This is a genomic window from Streptosporangium amethystogenes subsp. fukuiense (genome assembly GCF_042665875.1).
Taxonomy (GTDB): domain Bacteria; phylum Actinomycetota; class Actinomycetes; order Streptosporangiales; family Streptosporangiaceae; genus Streptosporangium; species Streptosporangium fukuiense.
Genome location: NZ_JBHTEE010000001.1, coordinates 3465289 through 3482776, shown reverse-complemented (window position 1 = coordinate 3482776; position 17488 = coordinate 3465289). Strand labels below are relative to the sequence as shown.

Below are 17488 nucleotides of genomic sequence, written 5' to 3'. Positions count from 1 at the left end.
GAACGGCGCGGGGGCGTGGCCGGTGGGACGCCTGGCCTGATGAGGCGCCGAAGGCGGCTCCTTCCGCGTCACCGGGGCGCGGTCACGCCCGCACCGTCTTTTTCGCGCGGCCTGACCTGCGGCGCAGCACAACTAGTGAAACGCGCAGCGTGTGATCGGCATAGTTCGTGCTGGCCGTGAGGCCACGAGCCGGATGCGGCGATTCGAGCGCCCGCCCCTGCCGGGCGGCGAATCGAGTTTCCGCATGTCGGCATGACGACGTGTATGGGGAGCGGCGCGTGAATCGATCCGAGTCCATGCCTGGCCATGACTCCGGCACGGATGACGATCGCATCGCGATCGTCGGAGTGTCCTGCCGGTTGCCCTCCGCGCCAGGTCCGGCGGAGTTCTGGCGGCTGCTGCGCGACGGCGTGAGCGCCGTCTCCACGGTGCCGCCCGGCCGCTGGAGCGCGGATACGGAACTCGGCCCCGGCGCGCACGGCGCGTTCCTGGACGAGATCGACCGGTTCGACGCCGGGTTCTTCGGGATCTCACCCCGTGAGGCCCGCGCGATGGATCCCCAGCAGCGGCTGACGCTGGAGCTCGGCTGGGAGGCGCTGGAGAACGCGCGCACCGCGCCCGACTCCCTCCGCGGCACCGACGTCGGCGTGTTCATCGGCGCGATGGCCGACGACTACGCGTTGCTGAGCCGCCGGAGCGGCGCGGCGGGAATCGGCCATCACTCGCTCACGGGCGTCAACCGCAGCATCCTCGCCAACCGGGTCTCGCACTTCCTGGCGCTGACCGGCCCGAGCATGGCCGTGGACACCGGCCAGTCGTCATCGCTGGTGGCGGTGCACCTCGCCTGCGAGAGCATCCGCCGCGGCGAGTCCGACATGGCCCTCGCGGGCGGGGTCCAGCTCAACCTCGCCGCGGAGGGCGCCCTGGCGGCCGCGGAACTCGGCGCGCTGTCCCCGGACGGCAGGTGCTTCACCTTCGACGCGCGGGCGAACGGTTACGTCCGCGGCGAGGGTGGCGCCGTCGTCCTCCTCAAGCCGCTGTCGCGTGCCCTCGCGGACGGCGACCACGTGTACTGCGTCATCGCGGGCAGCGCGGTCAACAACGACGGTTCCGGCGAGGCGCTCACCACCCCGAGCTCCCGGGCACAGGAGCGGGTGCTGCGGTCGGCGTACCGGCGCGCCGGCGTGGACCCGGCGAGTGTCGGCTACGTCGAGTTGCACGGCACCGGCACCAGGGTGGGTGATCCCGTCGAGGCCGCCGCCCTCGGCGCGGTGCACGGCGCGGGCCGTTCGGACGCGCCGCTGTGGGTGGGATCGGCCAAGACCAACGTCGGCCATCTGGAGGGCGCCGCCGGCATCGTCGGGCTGCTCAAGACCGTGCTGGCCATCGAGCACCGCCTGCTGCCGCCGAGCCTGAACTTCGAGCGCCCGAACCCCGCGATCCGCTTCGACGAGTGGAACCTGCGGGTGGTGGGGATTCCGACGCCCTGGCCGGTGAGCCACGGCGACGGTGACGGCCGGCTCGTCGCGGGCGTCTCGTCCTTCGGCATCGGCGGCACCAACTGCCACCTCGTGCTGACCTCCGCCCCGGAGCGCGTCCACCCGATCCCGGTGACCGTCGAGGAGCGGCCCGAGACGTCGTCACCGGTGTCCTGGCCGCTGTCCGGCCACACCGAGAGCGCGCTGCGGGCACAGGCGGCCCGGCTCGCCCGCCACCTCAGGGAACGGGAGGACCTCACGACCGGCGACGTGGCCTGGTCGTTGGCGACGACGCGAGCCGGCCTGCGCCACCGGGCGGTCGTCATCGGGGACGGACGCGAGCGACTGCTCCAGGGGCTGGAGGCGCTGTCGGAAGGACGCCCCGCGCCGGGGCTGGTACGCGGCAGGACCGACGCCGATCCCGGTTTCGGTGGCATGCCCGACACCACGCCGCCGACCGGCGTACGGCGACACCCCGGCAGGCAGGTCTTCGTCTTTCCCGGCCAGGGATCGCAGTGGGCCGGGATGGGGGTGGAACTGCTCGACTCGTCGCCGGCGTTCGCCGCCGCCATGGCGGAATGCGAGGCGGCGCTGGCGCCGTTCGTCGACTGGTCGCTGACCAGCGTCGTGCGGGGGGAGCCCGGTGGCCCGCCCAGGGAACGCGCCGACGTGATCCAGCCGGTGCTGTGGTCGATCATGGTCTCCCTGGCGGCACTGTGGCGGTCGTACGGTGTGGAACCGGCCGCGGTGGTGGGCCACTCGCAGGGGGAGGTCGCCGCCGCGTGCGTCGCGGGCGCGCTGTCGCTGGAGGACGGTGCCTGGCTCGTGACCGCCAGATCGAAGCTGATCACCGAGGTCCTCTCCGGCAGGAGCGGCATGGTCTCGGTCGGGCTCCCACCGGAGGTCGTGGAGGACCGGCTGGCCCGCTGGGCGGGCCGCCTGTGTGTCGGCGCCGTGAACGGCCCCTCCTCCGTGGTGGTGTCCGGGGACAACGAGGCGCTGGCCGAGATGATGGCCGAGTGGGCGGACACGGTGCGGATGGGCCGGGTCAACATCGACTACGCCTCGCACTCCTCCGTGGTCGAGCAGCTCGAGGAGCGCCTGGCACCGCTGCTGGCGTCGATCCGGCCACGCAGCTCGGAGATCTCCTTCTACTCGACGGTGACCGGCTCCCCGCTGGACACGGCGGAGCTCGACGGTGACTACTGGTACCGCAACCTGCGCAGGCCGGTCGACTTCCAGGGCGCGGTCGAGCGGCTGCTTGCCGACGGTTTCGGACCCTTCATCGAGGTGAGCCCGAACCCGGTACTGGTCGGCAGCATCCAGGAGAGCGCGCGGACCGCCGGCCGTCCGGCGGTGGCCGTCTGCACCCTCCAGAGGAACAACGCCGGGCTCTCCCGGGTGACGACCTCGCTCGCCGAGCTCCACGTGAACGGGGTGGAGATCGGCTGGGAGAGGTTCCTGCCCGCGGGGTCCCGGGTCGAGCTGCCGACGTACGCGTTCCAGCGTGACCGCCACTGGCTGGAGGAACCCGGCCCGGAACGACAGCGGCAGGAAGCGAGGCCGCGGCCGGAGCCGGTCACGGCGGACGACGAAGGACCCGACGCCGGCCGGCGGCCCGGCTCCGGCGACCCGCTGGACCTGGTCCGCGACGCGTGCGCGGCGGTCCTCGGCACCTACGACCCCGATGGGATCGATCTCGGCCTGCCCTTCAAGGAGCTCGGCTTCGACTCCGCGATGCTCGTCGAGCTCACCGCCCGGCTCGGTTCGGCCGACGGGCCGGCGCTGACCGCCACCGCTCTCTTCGATCACCCCACGCCGGCCAGACTCGCCGCCTTCCTGGGGCCAACAGCCGCCACCGGTTCCGGCCCCCTGCCGCCGGAGCCGGTGGCCTCTCCTCCGACGGCCGACGAGCCCATCGCGATCATCGGTATGGCCTGCCGCTATCCGGGCGGGATCGACTCGCCGGAAAGCCTGTGGCGGCTGGTCGACGCCGGTGTGGACGCCGTGTCGGCGCTGCCCGCCGACCGGGGCTGGCGGATGGGGGACCTCGCCGCGGACCACCCCGGCGGCTTCCTCCACGACGCGGGAGACTTCGACGCCGCGTTCTTCGGGATCTCGCCGCGTGAGGCGCTGGCGATGGACCCGCAGCAGCGGCTGGCGCTGGAGGTCACCTGGGAGGCGGTGGAGCGGGCCGGAATCCCGCCGTCGTCGCTGGACGGCACCCGGACCGGTGTGTATCTCGGCGCGATGGCGCAGGACTACGGGGTCCGGATGCACGAGGCGTCCGGCGACGCCGAAGGCTACACGCTGACGGGCACCTCGCCCAGCGTCCTGTCCGGCCGGGTGGCGTACACCCTGGGGCTGGAAGGCCCCGCGATCACGGTGGACACCGCGTGCTCGTCGTCGCTGGTCGGCCTGCACCTGGCCGCGCAGGGGCTGCGGTCGGGGGAGTGCTCGCTGGCACTGGCGGGCGGGGTCACCGTCATGTCGACGCCGGGCATCTTCCTGGAGTTCGCCAAGCAGGGCGGCCTCTCCCCGGACGGGCGGTGCAAGGCGTTCGCCGACGCCGCCGACGGCACGGGATGGGCCGAGGGCGTCGGCGTGCTCGTGCTGGAACGCCTGTCGGACGCCCGCCGCAACGGCCACCGGGTGCTCGCCGTGCTTCGCGGGTCGGCCGTCAACTCCGACGGCGCCTCCAACGGCCTGACCGCTCCCAGCGGCGTCTCCCAGCAGCGGGTGATCCGGCAGGCCCTGGCCGGCGCCGGGCTCTCCCCCGCGGACGTGGACGTGGTGGAGGCGCACGGTACGGGCACCAGGCTGGGCGACCCGATCGAGCTCGGGGCCCTGCTGGCGACGTACGGTCAGGACCGGGACCGGCCGCTGCTGCTCGGGTCGATCAAGTCGAACATCGGTCACACCCAGGCGGCCGCGGGGGTCGCGGGCGTGATCAAGATGGTGATGGCCATGCGGCAGGGGATCGTGCCGCGAACCCTGCACGTCAACGCCCCCACGTCGCACGTGGACTGGTCGGCCGGCGCGGCCGATCTGGTGACCGAGCGCGCCGAGTGGCCGGAGACCGGGCGGCCCCGCCGGGCCGGGGTGTCGTCGTTCGGGATCAGCGGCACCAACGCGCACGTGATCGTCGAGCAGCCGTCCGGACAGGACGAGCCCTCCGGGTCCGGTACGACACCCGGTACGACATCGGGGGCGTCCACCGTGGTGCCCTGGGTGGTCTCCGGCAGGACCGAGGCCGCGCTCGACGCCCAGATCGATCGGCTGACGTCCTCCGTGGCCGGGGGCGGAGTGGGTCCGGCCGACATCGGCTACTCGCTGGTGACGGCCCGCTCGGAATTCGCCCACCGGGCGGTGCTGCTGGCAGGAGGCGACGGCGTGGCCGAGGTGGCGCGCGGCGTCGCCGGCGCCCCCGGCCCGCTGGCGGTGCTGTTCGCGGGGCAGGGCGCGCAGCGGATCGGGATGGGCCGCGATCTCGCCGTCCGGTTCCCGGTCTTCGCCCGCGCGCTGGACGACGTGTTCGCACGACTGGCCGACAGGCTGGAGAGGTCCCCGATCGAGGTGATGTTCGGCGCGGACGCCGCGCCACTGGACCGCACCGAGTACGCCCAGCCGGCGCTCTTCGCGATCGAGGTGGCACTCTTCCGCCTGGTCGAGTCCTGGGGCGTGACCCCGGATCTCCTGGTGGGGCACTCGATCGGCGAGATCGCCGCCGCCCACGTGGCCGGTGTGCTGTCGCTGGACGACGCCTGCACGCTGGTCGCCGCCCGGGGCCGGTTGATGCAGCGCCTGCCCGAGGGCGGGGCGATGGTGTCCGTCCAGGCCGGCGAGGCGCAGGTCGAGCCGGTGCTGGAGGACGGGGTCGTCATCGGCGCGGTGAACGGTCCGTCGTCCGTCGTGATCGCCGGAGCCGAGGACGCCGTCCTGCGAGTCGCCGCGCGCTTCGACAGGACCGTCCGCCTGCGGGTGAGCCACGCGTTCCACTCGCCGCTGATGGAGCCCATGCTGGCGGAGTTCCGGGAGATCGTCGAAGGGCTGACCTTCCAGCGTCCGGGGACGCCGATCGTCTCCACCGTGACCGGCGGGCCGGTCGACGCCGCCTACCTGTGCTCGCCGGAGTACTGGGTGGACCACGTCACGCGTCCGGTGCGCTTCGCCGACGCGATCCGCGCCGCCGGGGCGGCGGGGGCGGAGACGTTCCTGGAGCTCGGTCCGGACGGCGGGCTGTCGGCACTCGTCCACCAGAACCTGTCGGGACCGGTCGCCTTCCCCATCCTGCGCAAGGACCGTGGCGAGGAGGCCGCGGCACTGGCGGCGGCCGCCCGGCTGTACGTGCACGGGACGCCGGTGCGGTGGCCGGAGTTGTTCTCCGGTACGGCGGTTCACCGGGTGGACCTGCCGACCTACGCGTTCCAGCGGGAGCGGTACTGGTCCGAACCCGCCGCGGCCGTGGGCGACGTCGCCTCCGCCGGACTGGACCGGCCGCGACACCCGCTGCTCGGCGCGGCCGTTGAACTGCCCGACACCGGTGGATTCCTGTTCACCGGTCTGGTCTCGACAGCCGCGCACCCTTGGCTGGCCGACCACGTGGTGGCCGGACAGGTGCTGTTCCCCGGCACGGCCTTCGTCGAGCTGGCCGTACGGGCGGCCGCCGAGGTCGGCTGCGGCCTGGTGGAGGAACTCACGCTCACCGCGCCGCTCGTACTGGCCGAGCGGGGCGAGGTGCGACTGCAGGTGGCGCTCAGCGCCGCCGAAGACGGCGGCGGCCGGACGATCGGCGTGTACTCCCGGCCGGCGGACGAGCCGGACGCGCCCTGGGTTCGGCATGCCACCGGGCTGCTCACCCCTGGCGTGCCGCGCGTCCCCGACCCCGGCATGGACGTGTGGCCCCGCGCGGACGCCGTCCCGGTGGACCTCGGCGGTTTCTACGAGCGGCGGGCGGAGGCGGGCTTCTCCTACGGCCCCGCGTTCCAGGGGGTGCGCGCCGTCTGGCATACCGACCGGGAGGTGTTCGCCGAGGTCGCCCTGCCCGAGGGCCTGGCGGCCGACGCGGTCTCGTACGGACTGCACCCGGCCCTGCTCGACGCCGCGCTGCACGTGGCGTCCCTCGCCGGGCTCGACGAGGCGGGCGGCGGGCTGCTGCCGTTCTCCTGGACCGGGGTGGCCCTGCACGCGTCCGGCGCCTCGACGCTCCGGGTCCGGATGAGCGGGGCCGGTACGGACGCGATCACGCTGGTCGTGGCCGATGCCGAGGGCGGCGTGGTCGCCTCGGTGCGCTCCCTCGCGCTCCGGCCGAACGATCCGCGGCGCGCGGTGCGCACCGGCGGCGGACCGCTGTTGCGACTGGACTGGCCGCTCGCGCCGGAATCCGAGAGCGAGGAGCGCCCGGCCAGGCGCTGGTCGGTGCTCGGCTCCGACGATTGGGGTCTCGTCGCCGCCCTGCGCGCGGCCGGGCAGGCGGTGGACCTCGCGGGTGAGCCGGACCCGGCCGCGGACGTGACGCTCGTCGAGGTCCCGTCCCCGGCGGGGGACGACGTGCCGGCCGCCGTGCGGTCGGTGACCTCGGCGGTCCTGGCCCGGCTGCGGGAGAACCGGCGCGACGAGCACGCCGACACTCCTGTGATCTTCGTGACCCGTGGAGCGGTGGCCACCGATGCCGATACCGCTCCCGACCCCGTCGCGGCGGCGGTCTGGGGCCTGGTCCGCTCGGCGCAGCTGGAGGATCCGGAGCGGTTCGTCCTGCTGGACCTCGACGCCGAGCGGGTGACCGGCGAGACGCTGGTCGCGGCGGTCGATTCCGCCGAGCCGCAGATCGCGGTACGCGACGGCCTGCTCCGGGTGCCCCGGCTCATCGGGGTCGACGGTGACGTCACCTCGCCGACCCCGGAGACCTTCCGGGACACCGACGGCACCGTGCTCGTCACCGGAGGCCTGAGCGGACTGGGCGCGCTCGTCGCCCGCCACCTGGTGACCGAGCACGGCGTACGTCACCTGACGCTGGCCGGCCGGCGCGGCCCGGACACCGAGGGCGCCGCGGAACTGGTGGCGGAGCTGACCGCCGAGGGGGCCGAGGTCACGGCCGTCGCCTGTGACGTGTCCGACCGCGACGCCCTGGCCGGGCTGATCGCCGGAATCCCACCGGAGCACCCGCTCACCGGGGTGGTGCACGCCGCCGGCGTGCTCGACGACGGACTGGTCGGGGCACTGACGCCCGAGCGGATCGACACCGTGCTGCGGCCGAAGGCGGACGGCGCCTGGCACCTGCACGAGCTCACCCGCGACCTCGATCTGGCCGCGTTCGTGGTGTTCTCCTCGGTGTTCGGGACGCTCGGCAACGGCGGACAGGCGAGCTACACCGCGGCCAACGCGTTCCTCGACGCCCTCGTACGGCAGCGTGCCACTCAGGGGCTGGCGGGCCTGTCGATCGGCTGGGGGCCGTGGCCGCAGGACACCGGGATGACCGCCGCCCTCACCGAGACGGACCTGCGGCGCATGGCCCGGGTCGGGCTGCGCCCCCTGACCGGCGAGCAGGGACTCGCCTGGTTCGACGCCGCGATGGCGAGCCCCGAGCCGGTGGTGGTGGCGGCGCGGCTGGACCGGGCCGCACTCCGGGCGCGGAGCCACGTCCCGGCCGTCTTCCGCGCCCTGGTGCCCGCCCCCATGCGGCAGGCGGCTGTCGCGTCCGCCACCTCCGACGCACTCGGTGCCCTGTCGGGAGAGGCACTCGCCGAGGCCGTGTCCACGCTGGTGCTCGGGCAGGTGGCCGCCGTGCTGGGACATGCCTCGGCGAACGCGATCTCGCCGGACCTGACCTTCCAGGACCTCGGCCTCGACTCCCTCACCTCCGTGGAACTGCGCAACCGGCTGATCGAGGCGACCGGTATCCGACTGCCCGCCACGCTGGTGTTCGACCGGCCCACCCCGGCGGCGGTGACCGGCTTCATCCGGGAGCGACTCGACGACGTCGACGCGGTCTCCGCGCCGCCCGCCCCCGTCACGGCCCCCGTCACGGCCCCGGTCACCGGGGACCCGATCGTCATCGTCGGCATGGCCTGCCGGTATCCGGGCGGCGTCACCTCTCCGGAACAGCTCTGGGAGCTGGTCACCGAGGGCAGGGACGCCATCTCGGACTTCCCGGCCGACCGAGGCTGGGAGCTTCCGGACGCGTCCTTCGCCCGCGCGGGCGGATTCCTGCACGACGCCGCCGAGTTCGACGCGCGGTTCTTCGGGATCTCGCCGCGAGAGGCGCTGGCGACCGACGTCCAGCAGCGGCTGCTGCTGGAGACCTCCTGGGAGGCCGTCGAACGGGCCGGCATCGACCCGCTCACCCTGAAGGGAAGTCCGACGGGTGTCTTCGCCGGGCTGATGTACCACGACTACCCGTCAACGGGCGACGGGGCACCGGACGAGCTGCGGGGGATCGTGGTCAACGGGACCACGGGCAGCGTGACCTCCGGGCGGGTGTCGTACACGCTGGGCCTGGAGGGTCCGGCGGTGACGGTGGACACCGCGTGCTCGTCGTCGCTGGTGGCGCTGCACATGGCGGCGCAGGCGCTGCGCTCGGGCGAGTGCTCCCTGGCGCTGGCCGGTGGCGTGACCGTGATGTCCACCCCGAACACCTTCATCGACTTCTCCCGCCAGGGCGGTCTGAGCTCTGACGGACGGTGCAGGGCGTTCTCCGATTCCGCTGACGGCGTCGGCTGGTCGGAGGGCGTCGGAGTGCTGGTGCTGGAACGCCTCTCCGACGCGCGGCGCAACGGTCATCGAGTTCTCGCGGTCGTGCGCGGCTCGGCTGTCAACCAGGACGGGGCGTCGAATGGTCTGACGGCGCCCAACGGCCCTTCACAGCAGCGGGTGATCCGGCAGGCCCTGGCCGGCGCGGGATTGTCCTTCGCCGATGTCGACGTGGTGGAGGCGCACGGGACCGGGACGACGCTGGGCGACCCGATCGAGGCGCAGGCGTTGCTGGCGACCTACGGTCAGGACCGGCCGGAGGATCGGCCCGTGCTGCTGGGGTCGATCAAGTCGAACATCGGTCACACCCAGGCCGCGGCGGGTGTGGCGGGTGTGATCAAGATGGTCATGGCGATGCGCGAGGGCGTGGTGCCGCGCACGTTGCACGTGGACGAGCCGTCCTCGCACGTGGACTGGAGCGAGGGCGCGGTCGAGTTGGTGACCGAGGCACGATCGTGGCCGGAGTCCGGGCGCCCGCGCCGGGCCGCGGTGTCGTCGTTCGGGATCAGCGGTACCAACGCGCACGTGCTGCTGGAGCAGGTGGAGCAGGCGGCGCCCGCGGATGGCGGCGAGAGCGGGGCAGGGGTCGTTCCATGGGTGGTGTCCGCACGTTCCGAGGAGGCGTTGCGGGCGCAGGCGGCCCGGTTGTTGTCGCATGTGGAGAGCCTCCCCTGGGTGGGATCGGCCGAGCTGGGGGTGTCGCTGGCGACGGCTCGTTCGGTGTTCGAGCATCGGGCGGCGGTGGTGGGGGTTGAGCGTGCCGAGTTGATGCGAGGTCTGGCCGCGCTGGCGGAGGGGGTCCCGGCCGCAGGTGTGGTGACCGGTCCGACCCGGGGTGCGGCCAAGCCGGCGTTCTTGTTCACCGGTCAGGGCAGTCAGCGGGCGGGGATGGGCCGGGAGTTGTATGCGCGGTTCCCGGTGTTCGCGGCGGCGTTGGACGAGGTGGTCGCGGAGCTGGATCCGTTGCTGGGCGGGTCGTTGCGTGGGGTGTTGTTCGCCGAGCCTGGTTCGGCGGAGGCGGAGCTGCTGGATCGGACGGGGTGGGCGCAGCCAGCGCTGTTCGCGGTGGAGACCGCCCTGTTCCGGCTGGTGTCCTCGTGGGGGGTGCGGCCGGAGGTGCTGGCCGGCCACTCGGTCGGGGAGATCACCGCCGCCCATGTGGCGGGGGTGCTGTCGCTGGCCGACGCGTGTGCGCTGGTGGCGGCGCGGGCGCGGTTGATGCAGGCGTTGCCGTCCGGTGGGGCGATGGTGGCGGTGCGGGCCGCAGAGGAGGACATCGAGTCGTTGCTGGCCGGGCGTGAGGACGAGGTGTCGGTCGCGGCGGTGAACGGCCCGGCCTCGGTGGTGATCTCCGGGGTGGAGGAGGCGGTGCTGGAGGTCGCCGCCGCTTTGGAGGAGCGGGGGGTCAGGACGAAGCGGTTGCGGGTGTCGCACGCGTTCCATTCGCCGCTGATGGACCCGATGCTGGAGGACTTCCGCACGCTGGCCCGGACGTTGACCTACGGTGCGCCGCAGATCCCGGTGGTGTCCACGCTGACCGGTGAGGCGGCCACGGCCGAGCGGTTGTGCTCGCCGGACTACTGGGTGGACCAGGTCCGAGGTGCGGTCCGGTTCGCCGGCGCCGTCCGGACGCTGCACGCCCAGGGGGTGCGGGCCTATCTGGAGCTCGGCCCCGAGGGGGTGTTGACCGCGATGGCGGCCGACACCCTCGCCGCCGACCCGGATCGGCCCGTCGCGGACGCGGCGCTGGTGCCGGTACTGCGCGGGGACCAGGACGAGCAGACGGCGATCATGACGGCGCTGGCCAGGCTGCACGTCCACGGGGTGCCGATCGACTGGCGGGCGGTCTTCCCCGGCGCCCGCCAGGTGGAACTGCCCACGTACGCCTTCCAGAAGGAACGATTCTGGCCGAGCGGCCGGCGCGGCGGGGACGCGCGAGGCCTGGGGCTTGAGACGGCGCTCCACCCGCTGCTGGGAGCGGTGATGGTGTCGCCGGAGTCGGACGGGGTGATCCTGACCGGACGGCTGTCGGCGTCGACCCATCCGTGGATCTGCGACCACGAGGTGCTGGGACGGGTACTGCTGCCCGGGACGGGATTCGTGGAGCTGGTGGTCCGCGCGGGCGACGAGGTCGGCTGCGCGGTGCTGGAGGAGCTGGCACTGCAGGCGCCGCTGGTACTGCCCGAGACCGGCGGGGTGCGGATCCAGGTGGTGGTCGACGGCCCCGGCGAGACCGGCAGGCGCGCGGTCCGGGTGTATTCCCGGGCGGACGAGCCAGATGGTGGCGACTGGACGCTGCACGCTCAGGGAGTGCTGGCGGAGCGGACGGTGGAGCCGGAGTTCGATCTGACGCAGTGGCCGCCGGCGGGAGCGGCCGAGGTGGACATGACAGGGGCCTACGAACGGCTGGCCGGGATCGGTTATGGCTACGGACCGGCGTTTCAGGCGTTGCGCGCGGCGTGGCGCCGAGGGGAGGAGCTGTTCGCCGAGGTCGTACTGGGTGAGCGGGCGGCCACCGAGGCCGGGCGGTTCGGGATGCACCCGGCCCTGCTGGACGCGGCGATGCACGTGTCACTGATCGACCCGTCGGGCGTGGCGAGCGGCGGCCGGGCGGTGTTGCCGTTCGTGTGGCGGCAGGTGGTGCTGCACGCGGCGGGTGCCTCGACGCTGCGGGTACGGGTGCGGCATTCGGGCGAGCACACGTTGACCTTGGACGTGGCAGATGAGAACGGCCGTCCGGTGCTGTCGGCGGGGTCGATGGTGGGGCGTCCGGTGTCGGCGGAGCAACTGGGTGCGGCAGGGGAGCAGTCCCTGTTCCTGGTGGAGTGGAACCCGATCGAGACGCCCGTGGCCGGTGCGGCACGGGTGACGGAGTGGTCCGCGCTCGCCGCCGGCCGGTCACCTGACACGGCTGTCGATGCCGCCGATTCGGTTGCGGTGGTGGACTGCACGACACCGCCGGCCGGAGAGACGCCGGATGTGGTGCGCTCGGTGGCCGGCGGCGTGCTTGAGGCGCTGCAGGCGTGGCTGGAGCGGGAGGGCCCGGGGGCGGCACCTCTGGTCGTGGTGACCAGGGGTGCGGTGTCGGTGGAGGCGGGTGCGGACGTGGATGTGGCGGTCGCGCCGGTATGGGGGTTGGTGCGGGCGGCGCAGGCCGAGCATCCCGGCCGGTTCGTGCTGCTGGATCTGGAGGAGGGCCAGGAACGGGACGCGGCGGTCCGGGCGGCGGTGGCCTCCGGCGAACCGGAGACGGCGCTGCGCTCGGGGACGTTCCTGGCGCCCCGGCTGGTCAGAACGGCCCAGCCGGAGCGGTCCGTTCTGGACTCTGTCGAGCAGCCCGAGGGCTCCGTCGGGCTGGCGGCGGGGACGGTGCTGGTGACGGGTGGTACGAGCGGGTTGGGGGCGTTGCTGGCTCGCCGTCTGGTGACCGACCACGACGTGCGTTCCTTGCTGCTGGTGAGCCGGCGGGGACCGTCGGCCGAGGGGGCCGGGACGCTGGTGGCGGAGCTGACGGCGCTGGGGGCGGAGGTTCGCGTGACGGCGTGCGATGTCGGGGATCGGGACGCGCTGGCACAGGTCGTGGGGTCGATTCCTGATTCGGCCCCGCTGGTGGGCGTGGTGCACGCGGCGGGAGCGTCGGACAACGGTGTGGTGGAGGCGTTGTCGCGGAGCCGGCTGGACACGGTGCTGCGACCGAAGGCGGATGCGGCCTGGCACCTGCACGAGCTGACCAGGGAGCTGCCGCTGGCGATGTTCGTGCTGGTGTCCTCGGCCGGTGGGCTGGTCCTGGCGGCGGGACAGGGCAACTACGCGGCGGCCAACGTGTTCCTGAACGCGCTGGCGGCCTATCGGCGGTCGCGGGGGCTGGTGGCGACGTCGCTGGCGTACGGGCTGTGGGATGTGGCCACCGGAATGAGCTCCGAGCTGTCCGACGCCGACCGGGACCGGCTGGCCCGGCTCGGGTTGCCGGCCCTGTCCGCCGCCGAGGGGCTGCGGCTGTTCGACGTGAGCGTACGGACGGATGCGGCGATGACGGTGCCGCTGCGGGTGGACGTGGAGGTGTTGCGGGGCCGCGGCGGCGAGGTGCCGGCGTTGCTGCGAGGGTTGGTACCGGCGAGGCGGCCGGTCCGGGCGGCCGCCGGCGGCGGCGGAGAAGGCGGGCTGCGGCGGCGGCTGACCGGCCTGGACGTGGGCGAGCGCGAGCGGGCGCTGGAAGAGCTGGTACGGCGGCAGGTGGCGGTGGTGCTGGGTCACGCGTCGGGAGACGCGGTGGAGCCCGATCGGGCCTTCAGCAAGATGGGACTGGATTCGCTGGCCGCGGTGGAGTTGCGCAACCAGCTGGCCGCGGCGACGGGGTTGTCGTTGCCCGCGACACTGGTCTTCGACTACCCGACCTCGTACAGCGTGGCGGAATTCCTTTACGGGGAGCTGTTCGGCTCGGTGGACTCCGAGCAGGTCGCGGATCTGCCCGTGGTGCGGTCGGTGGCCGACGATCCGGTCGTGATCGTGGGGATGGCGTGTCGTTATCCGGGTGGGGTCTCCTCTCCGGAGGATCTGTGGCGGCTGGTCGTTGAGGAGACCGATGCGATCACTGGTTTCCCGACGAATCGGGGGTGGGATCTGGAGGGGATCTATGATCCGGATCCTGCTCGGGTGGGGACGTCGTATACGCGTCATGGTGGGTTTTTGCATGATGCCGATGAGTTCGATCCGGGGTTCTTCGGGATCTCGCCGCGTGAGGCGTTGGCGGTCGATCCGCAGCAGCGGTTGTTGCTGGAGGTGTCGTGGGAGGCGGTGGAGCGGGCCGGGATCGAGCCGGGGACGTTGCGGGGGAGCCGGACCGGGGTGTTCACCGGTCTGATGTACAACGATTACGGTCTGGCGCTGGGCAACGCCGCAGGCCGGGTCCACCAGGCCGTCGTCGGTGAGGTGGTCGAAGGGCTCGGCCAGCGCGATGCCGTCGAGGGCTACGAAGGTACCGGGACCGCGCCGAGTGTGGCCTCGGGCCGGGTGTCGTACACGCTGGGGTTGGAGGGGCCGGCGGTGACGGTGGACACGGCGTGTTCGTCGTCGCTGGTGGCGGTGCATCTGGCGGCGCAGGCGCTGCGGTCGGGGGATTGCTCGCTGGCGTTGGCGGGTGGGGCGACGGTGATGTCCACTCCGAACACCTTCATCGGGTTCGCCCGGCAGCGTGGTCTGTCGGTGGACGGGCGGTGCCGGTCGTTCTCCGAGTCGGCCGACGGGGTCGGCTGGTCGGAGGGTGTGGGTGTGCTGGTGTTGGAGCGGTTGTCGGACGCTCGGCGTAACGGTCATCAGGTGCTGGCGGTGGTGCGGGGTTCGGCGGTGAATCAGGACGGTGCGTCCAATGGGTTGACGGCGCCGAACGGTCCTTCGCAGCAGCGGGTGATCCGTCAGGCGCTGGCCGGGGCCGGGTTGTCGGCGTCGGATGTCGACGTGGTCGAGGCGCACGGCACCGGGACGCGGCTGGGTGATCCGATCGAGGCGCGGGCCCTGATGTCCACCTACGGGCAGGGCCGCGACGCCGTGGAGCCGTTGCTGCTCGGGTCGATCAAGTCGAACATCGGCCACACCCAGACGGCCGCCGGTGTGGCCGGGATCATCAAGATGGTCATGGCGATGCGCGAGGGCGTGGTGCCGCGCACGTTGCATGTGGACGAGCCGTCCTCGCACGTGGACTGGAGCGAGGGCGCGGTGGAGTTGGTGACCGAGGCGCGGTCGTGGCCTCGGGTGGAGCGGTCACGCCGGGCCGCGGTGTCGTCGTTCGGGATCAGTGGTACCAACGCGCATGTGATCTTGGAGCAGTCTCCGGTGTCGGTGGAGGCCGGGGTCGGTGAGGTTGATCGTGGGGCCGACGGCGAGGTTGTTCCGTGGGTGGTGTCGGCGCGGTCGGAGGTGGCATTGCGGGCACAGGCGGCTCGGTTGTTGTCGCATGTGGAGGGGGCGCCTGGTCTGGGGTTGGCCGAGGTGGGGGTGTCACTGGCGACGGCCCGGTCGGCGTTTGAGTATCGGGCGGTGGTGGTGGGTGCTGAGCGTACGGAGTTGGTGCGGGGTCTGGCCGCGGTGGCGCAGGGGGTGCCGGGTCCGGGTGTGGTGACCGGTTCGGTGCGGGGCGGGGCCAAGCCGGCGTTCTTGTTCACCGGTCAGGGGAGTCAGCGGGCGGGGATGGGCCGGGAGTTGTATGCGCGGTTCCCGGTGTTCGCGGCGGCGTTGGACGAGGTGGTCGCGGAGCTGGATCCGTTGCTGGGCGGGTCGTTGCGTGAGGTGTTGTTCGCCGAGCCGGGGTCGGCGGAGGCGGGGTTGCTGGATCGGACCGGGTGGGCGCAGCCTGCGCTGTTCGCGGTGGAGACGGCGCTGTTCCGGCTGGTGTCCTCGTGGGGTGTCGAGCCGGGTGTGCTGGCGGGGCATTCGATCGGGGAGATCACCGCGGCGCATGTGGCCGGGGTGCTGTCGCTGGCCGACGCGTGTGCGCTGGTGGCGGGCCGGGCGCGGTTGATGCAGGCGTTGCCCGCCGGTGGGGCGATGGTGGCGGTGCGGGCGTCCGAGGAGGAGGTCGCCGGGCTGCTGGCGGGGCGTGAGGGTGAGGTGTCGGTCGCGGCGGTGAACGGCCCGGCCTCGGTGGTGATCTCCGGGGTGGAGGAGGCGGTTCTTGAGGTCGCTGCCGCTTTGGAGGAGCGGGGGGTGCGGACGAAGCGGTTGCGGGTGTCGCACGCGTTCCATTCGCCGTTGATGGAGCCGATGCTGGAGGACTTCCGGGCCCTGGCCCGGACGCTGACCTACGGTCCGCCGCGGATCCCGGTGGTCTCCACCCTGACCGGGGAAACCGCCACCGCCGAGCAGCTGTGCTCGCCGGACTACTGGGTGGAGCAGGTGCGTGGCGCGGTCCGGTTCGCCGACGGCGTGCGCACGCTGTATGCCCAGGGGGTGCGGGCGTATCTGGAACTGGGCCCCGACGGGGTGCTCACCGCCATGGCCGACGACATCCTCACCGCGCTCACCGACCCGAACACGGACAGCGGTGGGGTAACGCGGGTGACCGCGCCTGTGGGTTCGGCGCGCGACGCCGAGGCGGGTCCGGTGGCGGACCTGGACGTGGTGCTGGTAGCGGCCCTGCGCGGAGGCCAGGACGAACAGAAAACGATCATGGCGGCGCTGGCCGCCCTGTACGTACGTAAGGTGCCGGTGAGCTGGCCGGCCATGTTCCCCGGTGTTCGCCGGGTGGAACTGCCCACCTACGCCTTCCAGCGTGAGCGGTTCTGGCCCGATGGCGGGGGCTCCCAGGTGGGAGACGTGACGGCGGCGGGACTCGCGGCCGCGAGCCATCCGCTGCTGGGAGCCGCCGTGGAGGTGGCCGGTTCGGACGGGGTGTTGCTGACCGGTCGTATCTCGCTGGGGTCGCATCCGTGGCTGGCCGATCACGCGGTGGGCGGGGTGGTGGTCTTCCCGGCCACCGGGTTCCTGGAGTTGGTGGTGCGGGCGGGTGATGAGGTCGGTTGTGATCTGGTCGAGGAGCTGACCCTGACCGCGCCGCTGGTGCTCGGCGAGCGGGACGCGGTGGCGGTGCAGGTGTGGGTGAGCACACCGGATGAGTCGGGTCGGCGTGAGGTGAGCGTTCATGCCCGGCCGGCCGGGGCTGGTGATCAGGAGGTGTGGGTGCGGCACGCGGTCGGTGTGCTGGTGGCCGGTGGCCAGGTCGGGGAGCGGTTCGATGTCGGGGTGTGGCCGCCGCGGGGTGCGTCGGTGGTCGAGTTGGACGGGTTGTATGAGCGGCTGGCCGAGGGTGGGCTGGGTTATGGGCCGGTGTTCCAGGGGGTGCGGGGAGCTTGGCGGGGTGCGGACGGTGTGATGTTCGCGGAGGTGGTTTTGCCGGAGCAGGTGGGTGATGCCGGTTTGTTCGGGTTGCATCCGGCGTTGCTGGATGCGGCGTTGCATGTGGTGGCCTTCGCCGGGTTGGAGGGTGCTGGGGGTGTGCGGTTGCCGTTCTCGTGGGGTGGGGTGTGTCTGCGGGCGGGTGGGGCGTCGGTGTTGCGGGTGCGGTTGGCCTGGGTGGGTGAGGATGCGGTGTCGTTGGTGGCGGTGGACGCGGCCGGGGAGCCGGTGCTGTCGGCGCGGTCGCTGCTGCTGCGCCCGATCGCGGTTGACGACCTCTCCGGTGCCGATGGTCGGGCGCCGGGGCGGGACGCGTTGTTCCGCCTGGAGTGGGTGAGATCGCCGGAGACGGCGTCTGGCCCCGTCACTCGTAC

General features: G+C 72.9%; 1 protein-coding gene (cut by a window edge). It reads left to right on the top strand.

Going from position 1 to position 17488, the window contains the following annotated elements:
* Positions 1–278 precede the first annotated feature (278 nt).
* Positions 279–17488 carry the 5' end (the start) of an SDR family NAD(P)-dependent oxidoreductase gene (locus ACFQVD_RS15065; RefSeq protein WP_386368520.1) on the top strand. 17941 nt of this gene lie beyond the right edge of the window, so 17210 of the gene's 35151 nt are visible here — the first part of the coding sequence; its start codon is at positions 279–281; the stop codon falls past the right edge of the window.